This window comes from Thalassolituus oleivorans MIL-1 (genome assembly GCF_000355675.1).
Classification (GTDB): Bacteria; Pseudomonadota; Gammaproteobacteria; order Pseudomonadales; family Oceanobacteraceae; genus Thalassolituus; species Thalassolituus oleivorans.
In genome coordinates, this window is record NC_020888.1 from 3,456,814 (window position 1) to 3,477,809 (window position 20,996).

Annotated in this window: 18 protein-coding genes; 12 read left to right on the forward strand and 6 right to left on the reverse strand. The window is 46.7% G+C overall.

Going from position 1 to position 20,996, the window contains the following annotated elements:
- Position 1: 1 nt before the first annotated feature.
- The 6 genes from uraH to xdhA are packed head-to-tail and all read right to left on the reverse strand — an operon-like array spanning position 2 to position 6,667.
- Positions 2 to 346 carry a hydroxyisourate hydrolase gene (gene uraH, locus TOL_RS15835; RefSeq protein WP_015488378.1) on the reverse strand — a complete coding sequence of 115 codons (345 nt, stop codon included), beginning with the start codon at positions 344 to 346 and terminating at the stop codon, positions 2 to 4.
- 15 nt (positions 347 to 361) lie between these two features.
- The gene (uraD, locus tag TOL_RS15840; RefSeq protein WP_015488379.1) at positions 362 to 889 is read right to left on the reverse strand and encodes a 2-oxo-4-hydroxy-4-carboxy-5-ureidoimidazoline decarboxylase; all 528 of its coding nucleotides are present in this window, start codon (positions 887 to 889) and stop codon (positions 362 to 364) included.
- Positions 890 to 893: 4 nt separating this feature from the next.
- Positions 894 to 1,892, reverse strand: coding sequence for an allantoicase (gene alc / locus TOL_RS15845; protein WP_015488380.1), 999 nt, complete (start codon positions 1,890 to 1,892; stop codon positions 894 to 896).
- A complete protein-coding gene (gene xdhC / locus TOL_RS15850; protein ID WP_015488381.1) occupies positions 1,882 to 2,838 on the reverse strand; it encodes a xanthine dehydrogenase accessory protein XdhC in 957 nt (318 codons plus the stop codon). The genes alc and xdhC overlap by 11 nt, the downstream gene beginning before the upstream one ends.
- Positions 2,835 to 5,213 carry a xanthine dehydrogenase molybdopterin binding subunit gene (xdhB, locus tag TOL_RS15855; protein WP_015488382.1) on the reverse strand — a complete coding sequence of 793 codons (2,379 nt, stop codon included), beginning with the start codon at positions 5,211 to 5,213 and terminating at the stop codon, positions 2,835 to 2,837. Before xdhB ends, xdhC begins: the two co-directional genes overlap by 4 nt.
- Positions 5,210 to 6,667: a xanthine dehydrogenase small subunit gene (gene xdhA, locus TOL_RS15860; protein ID WP_015488383.1), complete on the reverse strand. Its 1,458-nt coding sequence runs from the start codon at positions 6,665 to 6,667 to the stop codon at positions 5,210 to 5,212. The genes xdhB and xdhA overlap by 4 nt, the downstream gene beginning before the upstream one ends.
- 293 nt (positions 6,668 to 6,960) lie before the next feature.
- On the opposite strand from xdhA, the gene TOL_RS15865 reads away from it, so the two are divergent.
- The 12 genes from TOL_RS15865 to TOL_RS15920 all read left to right on the forward strand — a co-directional run bounded on the left by TOL_RS15865 (position 6,961) and on the right by TOL_RS15920 (position 20,989).
- Positions 6,961 to 8,484 carry an ABC transporter ATP-binding protein gene (locus tag TOL_RS15865; RefSeq protein WP_015488384.1) on the forward strand — a complete coding sequence of 508 codons (1,524 nt, stop codon included), beginning with the start codon at positions 6,961 to 6,963 and terminating at the stop codon, positions 8,482 to 8,484.
- Positions 8,481 to 9,560, forward strand: a complete 1,080-nt coding sequence (locus TOL_RS15870; protein ID WP_015488385.1) for an ABC transporter permease — start codon at positions 8,481 to 8,483, stop codon at positions 9,558 to 9,560. Before TOL_RS15865 ends, TOL_RS15870 begins: the two co-directional genes overlap by 4 nt.
- A complete protein-coding gene (locus TOL_RS15875; RefSeq protein ID WP_015488386.1) occupies positions 9,560 to 10,486 on the forward strand; it encodes an ABC transporter permease in 927 nt (308 codons plus the stop codon). Before TOL_RS15870 ends, TOL_RS15875 begins: the two co-directional genes overlap by 1 nt.
- 30 nt (positions 10,487 to 10,516) lie before the next feature.
- On the forward strand, positions 10,517 to 11,629 hold the full coding sequence (locus TOL_RS15880) for a nucleoside hydrolase (RefSeq protein ID WP_015488387.1): 1,113 nt from the start codon (positions 10,517 to 10,519) through the stop codon (positions 11,627 to 11,629).
- A 13-nt stretch (positions 11,630 to 11,642) separates the two neighbouring features.
- The gene (locus tag TOL_RS15885) at positions 11,643 to 13,094 is read left to right on the forward strand and encodes an adenosine deaminase family protein (RefSeq protein WP_015488388.1); all 1,452 of its coding nucleotides are present in this window, start codon (positions 11,643 to 11,645) and stop codon (positions 13,092 to 13,094) included.
- Positions 13,095 to 13,436: 342 nt separating this feature from the next.
- A complete protein-coding gene (locus TOL_RS15890) occupies positions 13,437 to 15,842 on the forward strand; it encodes a TonB-dependent siderophore receptor (RefSeq protein ID WP_015488389.1) in 2,406 nt (801 codons plus the stop codon).
- Between the two features lie 68 nt (positions 15,843 to 15,910).
- Positions 15,911 to 16,672: a DUF3450 domain-containing protein gene (locus TOL_RS15895; protein ID WP_015488390.1), complete on the forward strand. Its 762-nt coding sequence runs from the start codon at positions 15,911 to 15,913 to the stop codon at positions 16,670 to 16,672.
- A gap of 14 nt (positions 16,673 to 16,686) precedes the next feature.
- Positions 16,687 to 18,066, forward strand: a complete 1,380-nt coding sequence (locus tag TOL_RS15900; RefSeq protein WP_015488391.1) for a MotA/TolQ/ExbB proton channel family protein — start codon at positions 16,687 to 16,689, stop codon at positions 18,064 to 18,066.
- A gap of 16 nt (positions 18,067 to 18,082) precedes the next feature.
- A complete protein-coding gene (locus TOL_RS15905) occupies positions 18,083 to 18,595 on the forward strand; it encodes a MotA/TolQ/ExbB proton channel family protein (RefSeq protein ID WP_015488392.1) in 513 nt (170 codons plus the stop codon).
- A gap of 28 nt (positions 18,596 to 18,623) precedes the next feature.
- The gene (locus TOL_RS15910; protein WP_015488393.1) at positions 18,624 to 19,031 is read left to right on the forward strand and encodes an ExbD/TolR family protein; all 408 of its coding nucleotides are present in this window, start codon (positions 18,624 to 18,626) and stop codon (positions 19,029 to 19,031) included.
- Positions 19,031 to 19,672 (forward strand): energy transducer TonB, encoded by a 642-nt coding sequence (locus TOL_RS15915; RefSeq protein ID WP_015488394.1) that lies wholly within the window; start codon positions 19,031 to 19,033, stop codon positions 19,670 to 19,672. Before TOL_RS15910 ends, TOL_RS15915 begins: the two co-directional genes overlap by 1 nt.
- 48 nt (positions 19,673 to 19,720) lie before the next feature.
- Positions 19,721 to 20,989 (forward strand): tetratricopeptide repeat protein, encoded by a 1,269-nt coding sequence (locus TOL_RS15920; RefSeq protein ID WP_197537897.1) that lies wholly within the window; start codon positions 19,721 to 19,723, stop codon positions 20,987 to 20,989.
- Positions 20,990 to 20,996: the final 7 nt, after the last annotated feature.

A 20,996-nucleotide genomic window follows, 5' to 3' on the forward strand; every position in this document is an offset into this window, starting at 1 on the left:
CTCAAGAGCCTCTGTACGTCGAATAACCATTCGCCGTAATCAGCAAAGGAATGTGGTAATGCTGATTTGCATCTGTCACGGTGAAATAAATATCAACTCGCGGATATAACGTCGCGACTTTTTGTCGTTGAAAATATTCTTTAACTTCAAACTCAATACGGTAATCACCGCATAAACGCTCTTGATTGCCTAGCCAATAATTAATGCGGCCGTCTTGATCAGTGGTGGCTTCTGCGACGGCTTCCCAAGTGCCATTGCGCTCCATCCACAAACGCACCGTCACATCGGCGGCGGGTTTACCTAAGTTGGTATCAAGAATATGAGTGGTAATAGGGCTTCGCTGCATCGTTTTACTCCAACCTTAATTCACGCTACTGCCTAGCAATTTATTTAATCTAATGGCGGTAATTAACGCCTGATTTTCTGCAGCATTACGTACTTCTTGCACATGACTATTTGGCAAACGCTGCTGTAATAACGTCAGCATTTCTTCTGCACTTTTACCGGTAGCACAAACGATAAAAATAAAACCAAATTTATCTTCATAGGCTTTATTTCCCGCAGCCAATGCCTCAAGTACACTGTCGTCTGCTTGATGAGCGCCCTGCTGCTCGTTTGCCGCTAATGCGTGGGTGTCTGCATACTTAGCCCGTAACGAGCTGACATCACCGATTTTCGGGTGCGCACTGAAGGCTTCCATAAAATCGCCTTCATGCAGGTTCCACCACACATCTTCGGCTTTCTTTAATAACTGCTCGATGGAGGTAAATGGTCGTGCATTCACCAATGCCAACACCCAAGCTTCTGCTGCGCAGCAACGACGCAACGCAATCGCGGCTTCGCGATCAGGCAAGCTATTTAATTCATCGAGCGTTAACTTGGTCGCCATTGCTTCACTCCTCTGACACTGGATAGCCAATCACTCGTAATCGACTAACGCCACCATCAGGATAAATACTCAGGCGAATATGGGTGAATACTTGCTCAGTGTTAATAACTTCGTTTCGGTAAAAATGCTCAGAGTCAGCGCTGAGTAATTGTCGTTCGATTACAGGTTGCCAGGCGCTATCAGGATGAACTTCGCCACTCGGCATATAGAGCGCATCTAAAGTGAATGAATGAGGGAAATTGCCCTTAAAGTACGCGGTATCAACACATACTTTATGCAAAGTACCAGGAGCCGCTAAGGCAATAATGATCCAGTCGGTTTCTCGGCCACCGCGACGGCGTTTTGTTTCCCAGCCATCGCCCATATTGACGCCTCGACCCGGCATTAATAAATTATTCATTGAGCTAAAAAACATATCACTGCACATTAACGGCCGAGCACCATTGTTAACTGCTGCCAGATCAACGGGTTCGTTCGGTAGTAGCCAATCTTTATTGAGAACAGCTTTGCCATAAACGCGTAAACGAGCAACGCCACCGTCAGGAAAGATATTTAATCGCAGATGGCTCCAAACCGAATCTGCGCCGTGACCAACATCAATAAAGTTGTCGCTGTCGGGCTGAACATCAAGCTGCTCGATCAACATGGTCCATTCGGTATCTGCGTTTGGTGTCTCAGCGGAGTAACAAGCTTCAATGGAAATCTGTTTCGGCGCGTTACCGGCAAAAAAACGTGTACAAACATTAAAGCCAACAATATTCCCAGCGGCACCTAAGCGTAATATGGCCCAATCGTGGCCTTCTTCGCGCTTACGTCGACTTTCCCAACCATCCATCCATTTACCACGGTCGGTATATTTACCGTCGATAAATACCGGTGCTTCGGGTTTGATTAAATTCTCCATTTCGGCAAAAAAATCATCGCTCGATTGCAGTACTTGTCCGCCTAATTGACGACTCGCTAAATCCACCCATTGTGTATAGGGATGTACTTCATTCTTCATAAAAAGGACCTGCCGTCACCGCGAGCGGTAAAGTTGAAATTTCAGTTGTTGGATTTGTACTCGTCGTCGATTTTCGTAACGCCATCCAATGTTCGTTTGCGCGTAGCTCTTTTGCCGAAATACCTTGATGCAAGCTGCGATCCTGCTGCCCATGATGCAAGGCTATCAACTGGGCACTAATGGATACTGCGACCTCCATTGGCAATTTACCAAGAATATCGGCATGACCTATGGGCATAGTCACGGTTGCGATTTGCTCTGGGCTAAAGCCTTGATGGCGCAAACGTTGAGTAAATCGAGCTTGCTTAGTATCCGAGCCAATACAACCAACAAAGCTGCAATCTCCACGCGTTAACGCCGCGACCAGCAGGTCGAAATCGAGCTGATGATTATGAGTAAGAATGACTAGCTGCGCGCCGCTCGGTAGAGCATTGAGTGACGCCACGGGGTCGTCACTGACTAAGATTTTAATGTTGCTATTAAGAGTAGATTGCGGTGGAAACTCTAACGAATGCGCGAGTTTAAACTGCTCTTCACGGCTATCAATCCAGTGCACTTGAATCGGTAAGTGTTGAACAATCGTCATTAACGCACGCGCGACATGACCTGCACCAAATACCGCTAGCACAGGACGTTGCGCACAAAAGGATTCCAATAAAACACTGACACTACCGCCACAACATTGCCCTGCTTGCGCCGCCAGAGGAATCATTTCTAGACTTTGAGTTGATGTGTTTTGCAACAATAACTGCCGTGCTTTCTGGCTGAGTAAAAACTCCAGTTCACCGCCGCCTAACGTATCGAATTGCTCATCGGCGGTAATGATCATTTTACTGCCTGGATCTCGCGGTGCCGATCCTGCTCGACCAATAATAGTCGCAATCACATAAGCGCAGCCTTGTTGCTCGCAATAGGCAAGCGCTTGCTGCCAAGTTCTTGGTTTCATGATATCTGCTCCGCCACAAGGCCTTCATTGTGCGCTTGGCAGGCCATCACCGCAGCAAGTACACGTTCTGGCGTTGCTGGCGTATCCAACGGTGGATTAATTGCATAATTCGCCACACTGGCAGCGGCATCCCGTAATGCGCACCAAACCGAAATACCGTGCATGAGTGGAGGCTCACCAACGGCCTTAGAGTTATAAATGGTTTCTTCTGCGTTAGGTTGATCAAACAGGCGTACGTTTAAAATGCTAGGTACATCCATCGACGTTGGAATTTTATACGTCGCGGCACTGGCCGAGGCCAATTTACCTTTTGCATCCCACGTTAATTCCTCAGTCGTTAACCAACCCATCCCTTGCACGAAACCGCCTTCAATTTGACCGATATCAATCGCAGGGCTTAACGACGCGCCAACATCGTGCAAAATATCGGTACGCAATATTCGATATTCGCCAGTAAGGGTATCAATTTCTACCTCACTGCAAGAGGCGCCCAAAGCGTAATAATAAAATGGTCTGCCACTCGCAGTATCACGGTCATAAAAAATCTTAGGCGTACGATAATAACCGGTTGCAGATAAAGACACGCGCTGCTCATAGGCTAGCTGTACGAATTCGGCAAAGGTTAACCATTGCGCACTCTCACCAACGCCGACCACAACATGATTATTAATAAAGTGCACATCATCAGGCGCAACGCCAAAGTGCTCGACCGCTAAATCAACTAACCGTTGTTTAATAGTCTGACAGGCCGCCTGTGCCGCTTTGCCATTTAAATCTGAGCCTGATGACGCCGCCGTTGGCGAGGTATTAGGGACTTTATCAGTGGCCGTAGCAGTTACCTGCACGTAATCAAGATCAACGCTAAATTCATTGGCAACTACCTGCGCAACCTTTGTAAATAAACCTTGGCCCATTTCGGTGCCACCATGATTTATTTGAATGCTGCCATCGGTATAAATATTAATGAGTGCGCCCGCTTGATTTAAATGCTGCACCGTAAATGAAATACCAAAACGTACCGGCGTTAACGCCAATCCGCGTTTTAAATACGGATGCTGCTGATTAAATTCCGTAATATCGTGACGGCGCTGACGATATTCACACTCTCGCTCAAGTTGTGTCATAAGCCTTTCGATATGAAAATCTTCAATCGGCTGCCCATAGTGCGTTTTATCGCCATTTTGATAGAGATTTTTTAGACGAACATCCAAAGGATCTAGTCCTGTTGCTCGGGCAATATCATCCATCATGGCTTCGCCAACAATCATGCCCTGCGGCCCACCGAACCCTCGAAATGCGGTATTCGATACGGTATTGGTTTTGCACCGCTGGCCAAGCACAGCCATAGCAGGGAAATTATAGGCGTTGTCGACATGAAACATGGCCCGATCAACAATGGCATCGGATAAATCCGGTGAAAAACCACATAATCCCGCAAGATGAATATCGGCCCCAATTAACTGACCTTCGTCATCAAAACCCACGGTCCAACGGCTAAAAAAATCATGGCGCTTGCCCGTTAAGACCATATCGTCTTGACGATCCAAGCGCAGCTTAACCGGGCGTTTATTGCGCACCGCCAATACCGCTGCTAAACACGCCCAAGGCGCTGCCTGAGTTTCTTTACCGCCAAAACCACCTCCCATACGACGCACTAAGACAGTTACTTTGTGCATGGCTATGCCAAGCACTTCAGCCACCAGCTTTTGTACTTCTGATGGATGCTGCGACGACGTATAAATCGTCATGCCACCATCATCCGTTGGTACGGCATAACTGACTTGGCTCTCTAAATAAAAATGCTCTTGGCCTTTGTTATACAGCGTATTGGTGAGCGTATTTGGCGCACTGGCGAGCGCTTTTTTCGCATCGCCTTTAACCATCATATGATCAGGTCGCACCCGTTCACCGCTGGCTAACGCTTGCTCTAAAGTCAGTGTCGGTATTTGTTCATCCATTTGAATGGCGGCCAGAGCAACAGCTTTACGCGCCTCAATAAAGGTAGCAGCAGCAACTGCAAATAACGCTTGTCCGTGAAATTGTAATTCCGGCCCTGCTAAAATAGGGTCGCCCTGATACACAGGGCCAATATCGGTTACCGCTGGCATATCAGCAATGGTGACCACATCGACAACACCAGCCGCTGTGCGCACCTGAGATAAATCTAACTGGATTAGTGTGCCCTTAGCCACTGGGCTTTTACCAATCGCCGCGTGTAATGTTCGCGCTAGCTCGGGAATATCATCAACGTATTGTGCCGCACCAGTGACATGCTGCTCAGCGCTATCGTGAGTAACGCTGGCACCACGCCCGCCTTTCGCTGGGCGACGACGAAAACTTTCGGATGACGGTGGAAATGCAGAGAAGTGGCTCATGATGCAACCTCTGCTTGTACTGTCCCACGGGTTAATTCGAGCGCTGCGCGTAGCAATAAATTCTTGCCGACTTGCAGACGGTAGCTCGCACTCGCGCGGACATCCGACATCGGACTGCAATCTTGCTCAAGCAAGCTGCCTGCCTGTTTAAATGTTGCTAGATTAACGGGCTGACCTATTAACCCCGACTCAACGTGATACGCTCTGATCGGTGTCGCCGCCATGCCGCCTAATGCTAACTTAGCCGCAATAATGGTCTCATTTTCAATGCTGAGTTTGAGGGCAAACATGACCGCTGAGATATCATCGTCATGACGTTTACTGATTTTCCACAGAAATACATGGTCATTTTCTTGCGGTAAGTTAAAAATAATTCGACGAATGTATTCGCCAGCACGCAATTGAGTTTGCTTATAACCAGTAAAGAACTGCTCTAGCGCTATGGTATGCAGACCATAAATACCATTAATTTCTACTTCCGCTCCTAATGCTAAAAAAGCGGGGGGCATATCGCCGATAGGTGATGCGTTGGCAATATTGCCCCCCAAAGTGCCGAGGTTACGAATTTGGCGTGAGCCTATTCGTTGCACTAACTCGGCGAGTGAAGGAACACGGGGGGTTAATTCTTGTTCAACGTCGCTGTAGCTGCACAAAGCACCCAGCGACATTTGCTTATTCTGTATTTCAATCGAGGACAAACCCTGCACTCGACCAAGCACAATAACGCACGCCATTGTTTTAAATTGTTGGGTAATCGCGAGCCCTAAGTCGGTGCCTCCGGCCCATAATTGCGCCGTTGGATATTGCTGCAAGAGTGCAATTAATTCGGCTTCGGTCTGCGGCATAAATAATTGTGAGGAGGCACTCTGCTGCAACGGCTCACGGCTAACGCCTGCATTAGGATCAAACTCTACAACAGCGGCTGCTTGTACCTGCTCAGCACAATCCCTCTTGGGATAATCACCCATATGACGAGCCGCAGAGACAATAGGCTGATAACCGGTGCACCGACATAAATTACCCGATAACGCGGCATGAATATCGTGATCGCTAGGCACAATATTTAAATCAATACCCTGTTGCAGTCGCTGCTGATACAGAGTCGCTAGCGACATCACAATACCAGGGGTACAAAATCCACATTGCGATCCATGGAAATCAATCATGGCTTGTTGCGCTGGGTGTAACGACTGTTGAGCAATACCCTGCGCAGTAAAAATATAGCGATTGTGCAGGTGCGCCATTAAGGCAATGCAGGCATTGACCGTATAGAAAGAAAGTTGACCGTTATCGAGGCTGGCGAGCATAACAGTGCATGCGCCACAGTCACCGGCTGCGCAACCTTCCTTGACGTCTGTCTGCGCCATTTGAGTGCGCAAATAATTGAGAATGGTACACATGGGGTCAATATTCCCATCTTCGATCCATTCACCATTTAAATTAAAACGTATCACTGTCTATCCTACACTCTTGTTAAAAATACCAAGAAACTCGGGCTTAAAACGCGCATAGCGTGATCGTTAAACGTGCGATATCACCTATAGCGACTGGGCTGATTGAAGTTTCCCGAGTAGCCGTCTTGTTTACCTTATTTTCCAGCCTGCAATTTCCTGACCAACTGGTCAAGCTTATATTTTGAAACCTCATTCTATTCAAGAATAGATACTGGCAAGTTAATTGCTAACATCTTGTCCATCTAGTCAGCTTTTTAAAAGCTGTTGTTCTTGCACCATCAGGTTTAGCTAACGTGACATCAAGACTCGAACTGCGGGGCATCCGCAAACAATATCCCGGCTGCATTGCCAATGATGATATTCATCTTGCCGTAGCGGCGGGCGAATGCCATGCCCTGCTCGGTGAAAACGGGGCCGGTAAAAGTACCCTAATGAAAATCATCTACGGCATCGTAGCGGCCGACGCCGGTACTCTACTGTGGGAAGGTACGCCAACTCAGATACGCAGCCCTGCACATGCACGCGAATTGGGCATAGGCATGGTGTTTCAGCACTTCTCTTTATTCGAAACCTTAACGGTGGCAGAAAATATCGCTCTCAGCCTCCCGAAAGACCAAACCCGTAATCGCCGCGCACTCAGTGATCGTATTCGCCAAGTATCGGAACACTACGGCATGGCACTTGATCCTGATCGTTACGTGCATTCGCTATCAGTAGGAGCACGTCAACGTGTCGAAATCGTACGGTGCTTACTACAAGACATTCGCTTATTGATTTTAGACGAGCCGACATCCGTCCTTACGCCGCAAGAGGTGGAACAGCTATTCATCACCCTCAATCGCCTAAAAGCAGAAGGCTGCGCCATTTTGTTCATCTCACACAAGTTAGATGAAGTGCGTGCGTTATGTGACCAAGCGACAGTGCTACGCAATGGCAAGGTTACCGGTCATTGCGAACCTAAGTCCTGCGACAGCATGACCTTAGCCCGTTTAATGGTGGGTGATGAAACCCCACTAGAGCAAGGTTTTAGCAAACAGGTGGGTGGCGAAGCGGTGCTAATCGTGAAGCCGTTATCACTAACCCCGGTCGATCCGTTCGGCATGTCGTTAAAAGACGTGTCGTTCGATGTAAAAAAGGGCGAGATATTAGGCATTGCTGGGGTTGCGGGTAATGGCCAAGAAGAATTAATGGCGGTGCTCAGCGGTGAAGATATGCGCGAAGCCGGCGAGGTTATCCTCAACGGCGATGTGATTGGCAAGTTGTCTGCCAGCCAACGCCGCGAATTAGGTTTTGCCTTTGTGCCAGAAGAACGTTTAGGACGTGGTGCCGTACCCAATATGAGCCTGACCGACAATACACTGCTCAGCAGCAGTCACTGCGGCTTGCTTAACAACGGCTGGATACGTCAGCACGAGGTGAACGATTTCGCCGAAGCGGTCATTAGCGATTTCAACGTTAAATGCGCTGGCACTCACGCTCAAGCAAAAAGCTTATCGGGTGGTAACTTACAAAAATTTATTATTGGCCGAGAAATTCGTCAACAGCCGAATTTACTCGTGTGCTCTCACCCGACTTGGGGCGTGGATATTGGTGCCGCTATTTTAATTCGCAAAGCCCTAATTGAACTGCGGGATCAAGGCGCAGCAATTTTAGTTATTTCGGAAGATATCGACGAACTGTATGAAATTTGCGATCGCCTTGGCGCACTCTGCGACGGACGGCTAAGCCCAATACAACCCACTCATGATGTAAGCATTGGTCAGTTAGGGCAATGGATGGCGGGCGAATTTAGCGACCAACAGGAGCAATGCGCATGATTCAGTTGCAGGCGCGTCAAAATGACTCCGCACTCATGGGCTATGTATCGCCACTGATTGCCATCGCCCTGACCTTGCTCGCCGGTGGATTATTGTTCGGCCTGCTCGGACACAACCCACTCACTGCCCTATATACCTTCTTTTTAGCACCGATAAGCGACATCTATGGCCTTACGGAACTGGGAATTAAAGTCGCCCCACTTTTACTCTGCGCCACCGGCTTAACTCTGTGTTATCGCGCAAAAATTTGGAATATCGGTGCCGAAGGGCAATTTATTATGGGCGCGCTGGGCGGTAGTGCTGCTGCACTGCAATTTGGCGAAGACAGCTCACGCTGGGCCTTAGTTTGGGTGCTCCTGTGTGGCAGCGCATCAGGACTATTGTGGGCTGGTTTAGCGGCTTGGTTAAAAACTCGGTTTAACGCCAACGAAATTTTAACCACCATCATGCTCAACTACATTGCTCTCAATGCCTTGTTGTATGCCGTGCATGGGCCATTAAAAGATCCTGAAGGCTTTAACTTCCCCGAGTCGGCAACTTTTTCTGATGCGGTTATCTTGCCGTTATTTGCCGACGATTACCGGTTAAATATCTCATTAATCTTTAGCTTTATCGCCATTATTACTCTTGGTTTTGTGTTAGCGCGTAGTTGGATTGGCTATCAAATTACGGTGCTGGGCGAAGATGCCAAGGCGGCACGCTACGCAGGTTTTGGCGAGAAAAAATTAACGTGGTTTGTCTTATTAGCATGCGGTGCATTAGCCGGCCTTGCTGGCGTTTCAGAAGTTACCGGCCCCATCGGCCAGCTCATTCCACAAGTATCACCGGGCTATGGTTATGCCGCGATCATTGTTGTCTTTCTTGGACGCATGCAACCCGTTGGTATTTTCCTCGCCAGTATTTTACTCGCGCTTACCTTTATGGGGGGCGAAATGATTCAAATAGAAATGAGCTTACCTAAGTCGTTAACCGGTTTATTCCAAGGCATGCTGCTCTTTTTCATGCTAGCCGCCGACCTACTAATTCGTTATCGCATTGTATTTACGCCGCGTACTCGTGCGACGGGAGATCTTTAATGGACATTGATTTAATCACTAATATTTTATACGCCACACTGCGAACAGGAACGCCCCTCATCCTTATTGCCCTAGGTGAAATGGTGTGCGAAAAATCCGGCGTATTAAACCTAGGCCAAGAAGGCATGTTATTGGTTGGTGCTGTGGTTGGTTTTATCGCCGCTTACGTGACTGGCTCCTATGGCTTAGGAGTCGCACTCGCAATGATCGGCGGTAGTGCCATGGCGCTGCTATTCGGCTGGTTATCGATAACCCTTGCGACCAACCAAATTGCCACAGGTTTGGCACTCACGATTTTCGGTGGTGGTTTAAGTGCCTTTATTGGTGCTTCCTACGTCGGAATTGGCTTAGAAGGCATTCAGTCGATTTATATTCCCGTACTAAGCGATATCCCGGTAATCGGCCGCCTACTATTTCAACATGACCCTCTCGTGTATTTATCGTTTGTCTTATTTTTAGCGATTTATTGGGTATTTCGCTCAACTCGTTTGGGTTTGAGTATTCGCGCGGTTGGTGAAAATCCGGAAGCCGCCAATGCCATCGGCATTCCAGTTCAAACCATTCGCTATGGTGCCGTGTTGTTCGGTGGCGCGATGACCGGTATGGCGGGTGCTTATTTATCCTTGGTATACACGCCAATGTGGACCGAAGGTATGTCCGCAGGACGCGGCTGGATTGCGTTAGCCCTAGTAGTATTTGCCAGCTGGAAAGCCGAACGCATCATGCTCGGTGCATGGTTATTTGGCTTTGCCAGTATTTTGCACTTGGTACTGCAAGGCACTCGCTTCGAAGTACATCCCAATGTCATGGCCATGCTGCCGTATGTCGCCACTATTTTAGTCTTGGTTTGGTTATCCTCGGATGCTGCTAAAACCAAGATGAGTGCGCCGCGCTCCATCGGCCAACCCTTTAAACCTATGGTTTAGTCATCACCAGTATTAAATAACCGAGTGCCTATGTTTAAACACGTATTTTACTTGCTGCTAGTCGCTGCAAGCTTAGCCTCAAATAGCCATGCCGATAATGCTAAGAAGGCCATTATTTTCGATACCGATATGGCCATTGATGATTGGTTATCGCTGTTATATCTAGAAAAAAATTCTAGCATTGATATTCGCGCGATTACTGTATCAAACAGTGGCGAAAGTCACTGCCAAGCAGGGCTAGATAATGCAACGAATTTACTCAAGCTGGTGAGCGACCGCTCTGTTCCTATTACTTGTGGTGATGATTATCCACTCGATGGCTATTTTGTATTCCCACAGCCGTGGCGCCTTGATTCCGATACCTTATCGGGTATCGACATGAGTCATTGGCTGCAGCATCCCAGCGCTAATGTTCAGGCAAGCCTGCATGCTGCCGAATTAATTCATCAAACCATTATTAATAGCGATCAGCCGTTAACCATCGTCGCCGTAGGGCCATTAACGAACATTGCGCAATGGCTGCAACGTTATCCCGACGATCAAAGTAAAGTGGCCGAACTGATCATGATGGGCGGTAGCTATCAGCAAGGGGGCAATATTATTGTGCCTAAATTTACCGCGGGACATCCAAATACAGTTTCAGAGTGGAATTACTTTATTGATCCTCTGGCGACTCAAATCGTGCTCTCCAGCGCTTTGCATAAAACCATGGTGGGCTTAGATGTCACCAATAAAGTACGCGTCACCCATGGTTTTGCCGATGCCTTAAAACTAATGGTCAGTGATCCGGCGGGGCAATTTGTTGATCGCGTTATGGACAATAATCGCTGGTTTATTGATACCGGAGAGTATTACTTCTGGGATGTTATGGCCGCCATTGTTAGCGCTAATCCAACCCTATGCGAAGGACCAGATATCGCGTTAACCGCCGTCGTCGAAAAGGCTAGCGACACTCCGTATTTAGGCACCTCAGATCTAACCATGCCAGCGAGCGCAGCCAGTGGAAAAGCACGCCAGCATTTAAATGCTGCCAACGCCGGACAGGTCGTAGCCGCAAGCTCAGGCCAAACCACAAAAGTATGTATGAATACTCGCCCTGCCGATGTGTTTACCGAATTCCAAACCATCATTAGCCAACCTTAATTCAGGACTTGCTATGAAACGTATCGCTTCATCACTCAAAAAGATTACAGCAAGCGCAGTGCTTATCTGCTCTACCGCTATGCACGCCTCATCGTCTTACGCCGATATGGATTGGTTTGAAAAATTCAAAAATACGGCATCCGATAAAGATCTCTACACCTTTCTCTATGCCATGCCGAAAGGCGGCGACTTGCACAATCATATTTCTGGTGCTGCTCGTTCCGAGTGGTGGTACGACCTAGCCCTAGATCAAAGCAAAAATGGTTATCACTATTTTACCAAGACCACCATCAACAACTGTGTGCCCTATGGCAGCAATGAATTTGCTGGTAGCCCTTATTTGTTGCTATTTAAAACCGTGACAGAGCGCACCTACACGACAATGTCAGAATGTGAACAAAGCGAATACAAACGTCTTGAAGATCTAAATAGCGAAGAAAAAGCGGCATTTTTAAACGCCATCCGTTTAAACGGCAAAGGTGAAGGTCGTGACGAATTCTTCCAAACTCATTGGCAGCGCCTATATGAGTTGACCGACAACCCGTACCTGATGTTAGAGATTTTAGTAAAAAATATGCAAGCCTTTGGTGCTGAAGGCTTAATTTATATGGAGCCGATGATGGGTAGCTTAGGCTACCAACTCGCTGACGGTACCGAAGTCAGCGACGAAGACTTTGTCGCTATGATTAAAGCGCGGCTAAAACAACCGGATGCAAAAGCTACTGGGGTTACCGTGCGCTTGCAAGAATCCATTTTGCGCTTTGTACCCAGCGCCGAACAGCAACTAATCCGTGACTACAAGTTTGTTTCTGCGCACTCTGATTTGTATCTAGCGGTTAATATGGTTGGCCGTGAAGATAACGACAAAGGTCACCCAATGCGCTTTTTGCAAACACTGCGAGAGCTGCGCCGCACATACACCAATGTGAAGTTATCTATTCATGCCGGTGAAGTCGACGAACCAAATTCACATATTCGCGATACGCTTCTTTTAGGTGCAGATCGCATTGGTCACGGCATTAATCTCATTACCGACGACGAATTGATGAGGGAAATGCGTCATGGACCCTATATGGTAGAGATCAATCTTATCTCTAACCTACTATTAGAGTACGTCGATGAATATTCTCAACACCCATTCCCAGAATACTTGCGCATTGGTATTCCTGTAGCACTATCAACCGATGACCGTGGTATGTGGGATTCGAATATGACCGACGAATTCTTTGTTGCTGTGAAAGAATTTAATTTGAGCTGGGAGGAGATCAAAACACTCTCGCTCAACTCACTAAAATACAGCTTTGTCGATGACAAAACAAAGGCGTCACTCATCAAAACTTACGAAGAACGCATCAAGCATTTCGAAGATACAGCGGCCTCAGGAAAGCTAAAGAAAGCGAATGTCACTCCTGTGTCATACCAATTCCTATGCAATTACTACAGCGTTTGTTTAGTCCAAGAATAGTCACTCAAAGCATGCCTATTTTTGAGCCTTATTTTTTTCAAGGCTCAAAAATAGTGCAAAGTTAAGTCAAACTTAGCGCCCTTATTTTCACTCTGCATAACACTTCTTAACCGTTTTTATCTGGTCTCGTCATTTTCTGATAAAAACCTGACCAAATAGCCGATTTGTATAAAAAAAATCGGACTTTTAGCTGAGACTCTAGCTATTTTCATCCGGATTCAAAAATATGACCAATTGGACAGGGTTTTGGCATATGCATTGCTCAAGTCAGATTAAGTTCAATTTTAACCTTCAAATTTTTGAATAACTTTTTGCAATATATCCTTTCTGGAGGGAGCAAGAATGACTGATGAAAAATCCTTTCGCCTCAATAAATTAGCCCTTGTCATCGGACTCGCGTTCGCTGCACCAGCCTTGGTGTCGGCAGCTGAAGAAGATGTTGTAGAGCTAGAAACTTACACTGCTGAAAGCACCGTCGAAGACACAATGGGGATAATGCCAACTGAGCCGGTAAAGTCTGTTTTTGGTTTTAACAAAACTATTTTAGAAACACCGCGCGGTGTTACTTCCGTTAGCGCCAGCATGCTGGACAGTTACGCGATCACCGATATCGACGACTTGGTATTAATCTCTCCAGGTGCTTTCACCCAGTCATTCTTTGGTGTTGCCGGTTCTCTTGATGTGCGCGGCACACCGGGCGAAGTATATTTTCGTGGCGTCCGCCGTGTGAACAACCCGGGTAACTACCCTACCCCAATTGGTGCATCTGATCGCATTGATATCGTCCGCGGACCAGCATCGCCTATTTATGGTCCATCAAAAATTGGTGGCTATCTAAACTTCGAACCTAAATCAGCACGCGCAGAAACCGGACAATACCTAGAAGAGCCGATGGGTGAGATTGGCATTACTAAAGGTACCTGGGACAAAAATGTACTGACGGCAGAAGTGGGCGGCCCAGGAGAAATTGCAGGCAAGAAACTGGGCTATTACGTTTACGCGGAAAGCGAAAACTCAGGTAGCTACTATGACAACTCAGCAACCGATCAAAGTATTTATCAAGCCTCTTTTAACATGGATTTAACCGATAAAACACGGGTTGAATTTGGTGGTATGTATCAGGATTTCGACGGCAATCAAGTGGCTGGTTGGAACCGTCTAACACAAGACTTAATTGATAACGGCACATACATAACGGGAACCGCACAAAGCGTTGATACCAATGGCGACGGACTTAACTCACCGGATGAATTTGATGCTTGGTCAGGCACTGCAGCCAACAACTTCTTTGTTCCGGGTTCTGCGGCTACCGATGCCGATATGGACCCAGCGTGGGCATTAGAAAATGTCGGAACGGCTAAGCTCAAAGGTAATCAAACACTGGTAGCACCAGACGACGTCTTACGCACCAAAGTGAGTACCTTGTACTTTGATACCATTCATGACTTCAGCGACACGTCGAGTGTTACTAATAAACTGTTTTACGAGAAGCTCGAAAACATCAACGAAAACGCTTATGGCTTCTCTCAATTCGTTGATTCGTATGCAATAGAAGATCAGGTCATCTTTGCATTCTCAATGGACCACGGCGATTCGATCAAAGCGAACTATCAAATATCGCCATCAGTGCGCTATACCAGCTTTATTCAAGGCGACGACTTCGACTATGAATACTTCGACCGCCGCGATCTAACAGGACCATCCACTGCATTAGACGCCAAGCAATTAGCAACGAGAACAGACAGCGACTATGCCGGTTATAAAGAAGGTGAATACACGGATATTGGCTTAGCTTTCTTGGCAGACTACACCTTTGCTGAACGATTAAACCTGTTGTTAGGTGCTCGTTATGATTACTTCGATATGAAGAGCAAAGATATCGCTGAAAAACTGCACGACGGTAGTGGCGCCACAAGCGCAGATGACTCCGATAGCGCAACATCATGGACAGCAAGCTTATCCTATACGCTGCCTATCGGTGTAACGCCGTACATCACTGCATCTAAGCAAGCCACTATGGTGATTGGTCAGGGTTCAGAAATATCCCCCGATTTAATCGAATCTGGTGATGCCATTGCTGACTCAACACTGAAAGAAGTGGGTATTAAAGCGAGTTTATTCGATGATCGTTTATACCTTTCTAGTGCCTACTTTACCCAAGAACGCACTAACTATTCAGCGCAAGACCAAGTGAGTAACAACACCACTAAAAGCGAAGGTTTTGAAGGTGAATTCCGCTTCCTAGCGACAGAGAAACTAACCTTAACCGGTGCATTTACTCACCTAGAAGTATTTAACTTAACCGCTGAAGAAAATGGTACTCAGTTTGGATTCCTAGGTGCTGAAGATACAACCGGTGTGAGTGATCCGTCACTCTACTACGGCTATGTTCTGAAAGGTTTGAATCTTGTTGCTAACGAAGAAGAATCGAAAAAAGCCGGTATTCCAGAAAATATGTATAGCTTAACTGCAATGTATGCCATTACAGATAAGTTCAACATTACTGGTAGCGCAGTACATGCCGACTCAACTTACTCTGGTTTCTCAAAGTCTGTTGAATTGCCTTCTTACACGGTATTCAACGCCGGAGTTAAGTACAGCGTGGCAGATTGGAACTTCGGTTTACAAGGTAAAAACTTAACCGACGAACGCTACTTCCGCGCTAACTTCCCAGACTTATTCGGTGCAACCATCGTACTACCCGAATTGCCACGTCACTTTATTGCAAGTGCTTCAGTTAAATTCTGAACCTGGCTAGTCACACTTTTCACTAACGGGGGAGGTCTCTGACCTCCCGATAAATACCGGGGCTTACTATGGTATTGCGTCAATCTCTGACATTAACACTGCTCGCATCTGCATTAATTGCAGCGCCGGTCAGTGCGGTAGAAAACAGCCTAGCTGGGCAAGAAAAAATTGATAAAAGTGCTGCTGCCAGCCAAAAAAAAATCAACAACTTAGTTGATCAAACCACGTCTGATTTCGAAAAGTATAGAGTCGCAGCGCAGCGCTTAGAAAGCTTAACCATTTTTAATAAACAAATGGCTAAGTTAGTTGAATCTCAAAAAAGCGAAATTGTAAGTATTAATCAACAGATTAATGACATTGATAGCATTGAAACGGGTGCTTTACCCTTGATGCTAAAGATGACCACAACGCTAGGAGATATTATCGCAGCGGATGTTCCATTCTTATTGAATGATCGAAAAGAACGTTTTGAAAACCTAACCATACTGATTGATCAAGCTAATGTCAGTGCTGGAGAAAAATATCGCCGCATTATGGAAGCCTATCAGATTGAAATGGAATTTGGTCGCACCATAGAGGCCTATCGTGACGTACTCGTAACAAACGATAACAGCGAACCAAGAACCGTCGATTTCTTACGCATCGGTCGTGTCGGCTTGTATTACCAAACACTGGATGGCTCCGAGAGCGGCCGCTGGGATTCGGAACGTAATGCTTGGGAAATGTTAAATTCCAGCCATCGCAATAGCATCCGCGACGGACTGCGTATAGCCCGCAAACAAATGCCACCAGAACTGCTGACCCTTCCGGTCAACGCGCCTGCACTTTAAGGAGTGTTGTTACCATGAATTTATTACCAAAATCGTCCCGCTTATCTTCAGCAATAACTGGTTTAACACTATCGCTAGCAGTGTCGTTTAGCGCCGTTAGTCAGGCTGATACTTTGCAAGAGCTATATCAACAAATCTCTAAAGACATTAGTTCTGAAGCATCACACAACAGCGAACGTGAGCAGCGCTTCCGTGCCGCTGCGGGCGAGCAAAAGAAAATGCTATCGGATGTCAATGCTCAGTTAGCAGAACAAGAAAAGCTGCGCGCACAATTGAAAACTGAATTCGATAATAACGAAGTATCGTTAGCCGAATTAAGTACACAACTTGATCGTCGCACCGGAAATCTCGGGGAGTTATTTGGAGTATTTCGCCAAATCGCCGGAGATACTCAGCAAGTGATGTTTGACTCGGTAATTACCGTTGAATTTCCTGATCGTACAGCACAGATCGGTACTTTAGCTAAAGCCAAAGAAGTACCTACCATTGCTGAAATGCAACAATTATGGGGACTAATGCTGCAAGAAATTTCGGAGTCTGCTGCCGTCAGTCGCTTCGATGCAAAAGTCGTTAAGCCAAGCGGTGAAACCTATGATGCAGCCGTCACTCGTGTCGGCACGTTTAATATAGTCACAGGCGATAAATACCTAAGTTACGCTTCCGATAGCCAGCAACTGGTGGAGTTGTCACGTCAACCAGCAGGTTATATTCAAGATACTGCTGCCGATATCAGCAGCACCGCTGGCGAGGTTAACTTCGCTATTGATCCTTCGCGTGGCGCTTTACTCGGATTACTTGTGCAGTCGCCAAGTCTTTTCGAACGAGTGCAACAAGGTAAAGAAGTGGGTTACGCCATTATTGCCGTCGGTATCGTCGGTATGTTGATCGTGCTGATGCGCTTCTTGAGTTTATCGGCTGTATCTCGACGCATGAAACGCCAATTAAAAGATATGGATCATCCATCCGATGACAATCCGCTGGGCCGCATGATGATTGCCTTCTACGAAAATAAACATCTTAACGACCTAGATGTTATTTCGAAGAAACTTGATGAAGTTGTGTTTAAAGACATTACCGATATGCGTAAAGGCTTATCAACGATCAAAGTGATGGCGGCAATTGCACCGTTGATGGGCTTATTAGGCACAGTAACCGGCATGATTGGTACTTTCCAAGCAATTACCTTATTTGGTACTGGTGATCCTAAGTTAATGGCTGGCGGTATTTCTCAGGCCTTAATTACAACGGTCGAAGGGCTATGCGCGGCAATCCCGTTATTGCTGGCTAGCAACTTACTCACCAGTAAGAACCAACAGCTTAGCAAGGTCATTGGCGAGCAAGCGTCTGGCATGGTGGCACAAAAAGCCGCTGAAATTGCTAGCCATAAGTCGTAAGTAGAGGCACATCAAAATGGATATGCAAACCTATCTTTTGGATTTTTTAAATACTGGAGGAGAAGTACTGTGGGCAATTTTAGCCACGACATTTTTACTCTGGTATTTAATATTCGAACGTTACTGGTTCTTTCTACGCGAGTATCCAATACAGCGTCGATTAAGTGCTCAAGCATGGGAAGCAAATAGCGATAAAACCTCTTGGTTTTCTTTGCAAATTCGCAATCAACTTGTGTCCGAGATCGACTGCTTAATGCTACGCAATTTAAAACTCATTACAGGCTTAATTGCCCTACTCCCTATGTTGGGGTTGCTCGGCACGGTCACTGGGATGATTCAGGTATTTGAAGTCATGGCGTATATGGGATCAGGAAATCCACGCGCCATGGCCAATGGTGTCAGTGCAGCGACCATCCCAACCATGGCTGGGATGGTGATTTCGTTATTAGCCATTCCGTTTGCTACTGAGCTTAATCGTCGTTACAGCAGAGAGCTGCGCAATACCCAGCAAAGCATGCCGACACATTAATGATGCGCCGCATCAGTGAGGAAATTGTATGAATAACAATTTGTTTTTAATGAACGAAGACGAAGAAAACCAAATCGACTTAACGCCGATGCTAGATGTGGTTTTCATTATGCTGATCTTCTTTATCGTCACCTCAACTTTTGTAAAAGAATCCGGGGTAGATGTTACACGACCGAATGCAGAGACATCCGTCGTATCAGAATCCAATAGTATTCAGATAGGAATTACTGCAGCCAACCAAGTATTTATCGACAAACGTGAAGTGGATAAGCGTGCAGTACGGGCGAACGTTGAAAAGTCTCTGGCTGAAAACCCAGGTGCCGCCGTTATTATCGTTGCCGATCGCGATTCAAACACCAGTGCTCTTATCGAAGTGATGGACCAAGCGCGATTAGCTGGAGCAACCTCGGTGTCAGTGGCGTCGGAGAATAAGTAATGGTGTTAAAACACGTCGTTAGTATCGGCGCCGCCATCGTGTTTGGTTTACTGATTTTTGCAGCCATGCAATTGATGGTGGCAACCGATGGTATGTTTGAGAAGCCCGACCGCAACCAAACCTACCTTAACTTTGTTCGTGTCGATACTTCGTCGCAAGACGTTGCTACTAAGGATAGGCGTCTACCCGATCCGCCACCGCCACCAGAAACACCGCCGCCAGCGACACCGGATAATGCGCTATCGAACTCGTTCGACAGCGCTGCAGCGAGTCTGAGTATGAATATGCCCAATATCGGCATGGGAATTAATCAGGGTGAAGGTCCAGCATTGGGCACGATGCAGGTAGGTAACGGCATGGCCGGGTTTGATACCGACGTTATACCTATGGTGCGCGTACCGCCCGCTTACCCGCAACGTGCTAAGCAAGCCAAGCTAGAAGGTTATGTCACTATGGCCGTAACCATTCGTCCCGATGGCACGGTTGCTGATGTGGAAGTAACGGAATCTAAACCTCCACGCTTATTTGACAGCGCGGCTGTGCAAGCCATGCAACGATGGAAATTCCGACCGAAAATTGTCAATGGTCAGCCGCAATCGCAACGCGCTCAACAAACGATTGAATTTACTTTAAACCAATAATTAGAGGGCGATGGTCTCGGTGCCGTCGTCATCATTGATTAGGATTGTATGATGGATATACAAGATCAAATGAACAGCAGAACCGTTCGACATGGTCGATTTTGGAGTGCCTGTCTAATCACGGTGTATCTTATATTTTCCGTCGGGCAAGTTCATGCTGCCGCCGATTCAGTAAGCTCTGGAACCTATAAGAAATTAACCGCGATTCAAGAACAAATTGCGGCCAACCAACTTAATGAGGCAACAAAGGCACTCGCAGAACTCTATGCAGAGGTTGAAGCCGATTCAATTGATGCAGCGTTAGTCCTGCAAATGCAGGGCTACACCGAAATGGGTAAAAATGATTATCCCAAAGCCATCGCGTATTTGCGTAAGAGCTTGGATCTTAATCGACTACCAGAAAGCATAAAGTACAGTGTTGGCTATATGGTTGCACAATTATATGCCGCTCAAGGCCAATTCAATGAGGCACTGACATTTGCTAAAGAATGGTTTAGCACACTGGAGAATCCAACTCCGGATCAATCCATATTTATGGCGAATATTTTTGCTCAAACGAAGAACTATCTAGATGCAGTCCCTTACGCCAGCGCTGCCATCAATAAGAGTGAAAGTCCTAAAGAGAGTTGGTTTCAATTACTGATTGCTTGTTATTTTGAGGTTAAGAACTACAAAGGTGCTGAATCAACATTAAAACGAGCAATATCGCTTTGGCCGGAAAAACCTTCTTATTGGGAGCAGCTAGCCAGCGTTTATATTACCCGCGGAGATGAGCTAAAAGGCCTAGCAACACTGCAATTGGCGTGGAAAAGTGGCGTTTTAGATAAAGAAAGCTCTATTCGTTCCATGATCCAACTAGCAATTACAGAGGGAATCCCCGAGCACGGCGCTCGTCTCTTAGCCGCAGCTATCGATAAAGAAGCCCTGCCAAAAAACGAAAAGTATTTAGATCTATTAGCGAATGCATGGGTTGCAGCAAAAGAATCGTCGCAAGCGATTACAGCCTTTGAACAGCTTGCAACGGTTACTGGTAGCGGTAATCCCTATGTTCGTATTGCGAACCTATACCTTGAAAAAGCTCAATGGGAAAAAGCCGAAGAAGCCGTTAGATCAGCGCTATCAAAAGATGTCGATAAACCCGGCAATGTATGGGTGTCGCTTGGTATTGCCCTTACCGAACAAACTAAATTTTCTGATGGCATGAAAGCCTTTCGCAATGCCATTGCCTACGACTATGCCGAACGCCGCGCTAAAAGTTGGTTGAAGTATGCCGAAGATTTGAAGCGCCAGCATAACTGGGTAAACCAGAATAGTTAATTGCACC

What these genes read in the sequence shown, in the direction of transcription:
- uraH (WP_015488378.1), bottom strand. Translation starts at nt 346, where the DNA reads ATGCAGCGAAGCCCTATTACCACTCATATTCTTGATACCAACTTAGGT.
- uraD (WP_015488379.1), bottom strand. Translation starts at nt 889, where the DNA reads ATGGCGACCAAGTTAACGCTCGATGAATTAAATAGCTTGCCTGATCGC.
- alc (WP_015488380.1), bottom strand. Translation starts at nt 1,892, where the DNA reads ATGAAGAATGAAGTACATCCCTATACACAATGGGTGGATTTAGCGAGT.
- xdhC (WP_015488381.1), bottom strand. Translation starts at nt 2,838, where the DNA reads ATGAAACCAAGAACTTGGCAGCAAGCGCTTGCCTATTGCGAGCAACAA.
- xdhB (WP_015488382.1), bottom strand. Translation starts at nt 5,213, where the DNA reads ATGAGCCACTTCTCTGCATTTCCACCGTCATCCGAAAGTTTTCGTCGT.
- TOL_RS15870 (WP_015488385.1), top strand. Translation starts at nt 8,481, where the DNA reads ATGATTCAGTTGCAGGCGCGTCAAAATGACTCCGCACTCATGGGCTAT.
- TOL_RS15875 (WP_015488386.1), top strand. Translation starts at nt 9,560, where the DNA reads ATGGACATTGATTTAATCACTAATATTTTATACGCCACACTGCGAACA.
- TOL_RS15880 (WP_015488387.1), top strand. Translation starts at nt 10,517, where the DNA reads ATGTTTAAACACGTATTTTACTTGCTGCTAGTCGCTGCAAGCTTAGCC.
- TOL_RS15885 (WP_015488388.1), top strand. Translation starts at nt 11,643, where the DNA reads ATGAAACGTATCGCTTCATCACTCAAAAAGATTACAGCAAGCGCAGTG.
- TOL_RS15890 (WP_015488389.1), top strand. Translation starts at nt 13,437, where the DNA reads ATGACTGATGAAAAATCCTTTCGCCTCAATAAATTAGCCCTTGTCATC.
- TOL_RS15895 (WP_015488390.1), top strand. Translation starts at nt 15,911, where the DNA reads ATGGTATTGCGTCAATCTCTGACATTAACACTGCTCGCATCTGCATTA.
- TOL_RS15900 (WP_015488391.1), top strand. Translation starts at nt 16,687, where the DNA reads ATGAATTTATTACCAAAATCGTCCCGCTTATCTTCAGCAATAACTGGT.
- TOL_RS15905 (WP_015488392.1), top strand. Translation starts at nt 18,083, where the DNA reads ATGGATATGCAAACCTATCTTTTGGATTTTTTAAATACTGGAGGAGAA.
- TOL_RS15910 (WP_015488393.1), top strand. Translation starts at nt 18,624, where the DNA reads ATGAATAACAATTTGTTTTTAATGAACGAAGACGAAGAAAACCAAATC.
- TOL_RS15915 (WP_015488394.1), top strand. Translation starts at nt 19,031, where the DNA reads ATGGTGTTAAAACACGTCGTTAGTATCGGCGCCGCCATCGTGTTTGGT.
- TOL_RS15920 (WP_197537897.1), top strand. Translation starts at nt 19,721, where the DNA reads ATGATGGATATACAAGATCAAATGAACAGCAGAACCGTTCGACATGGT.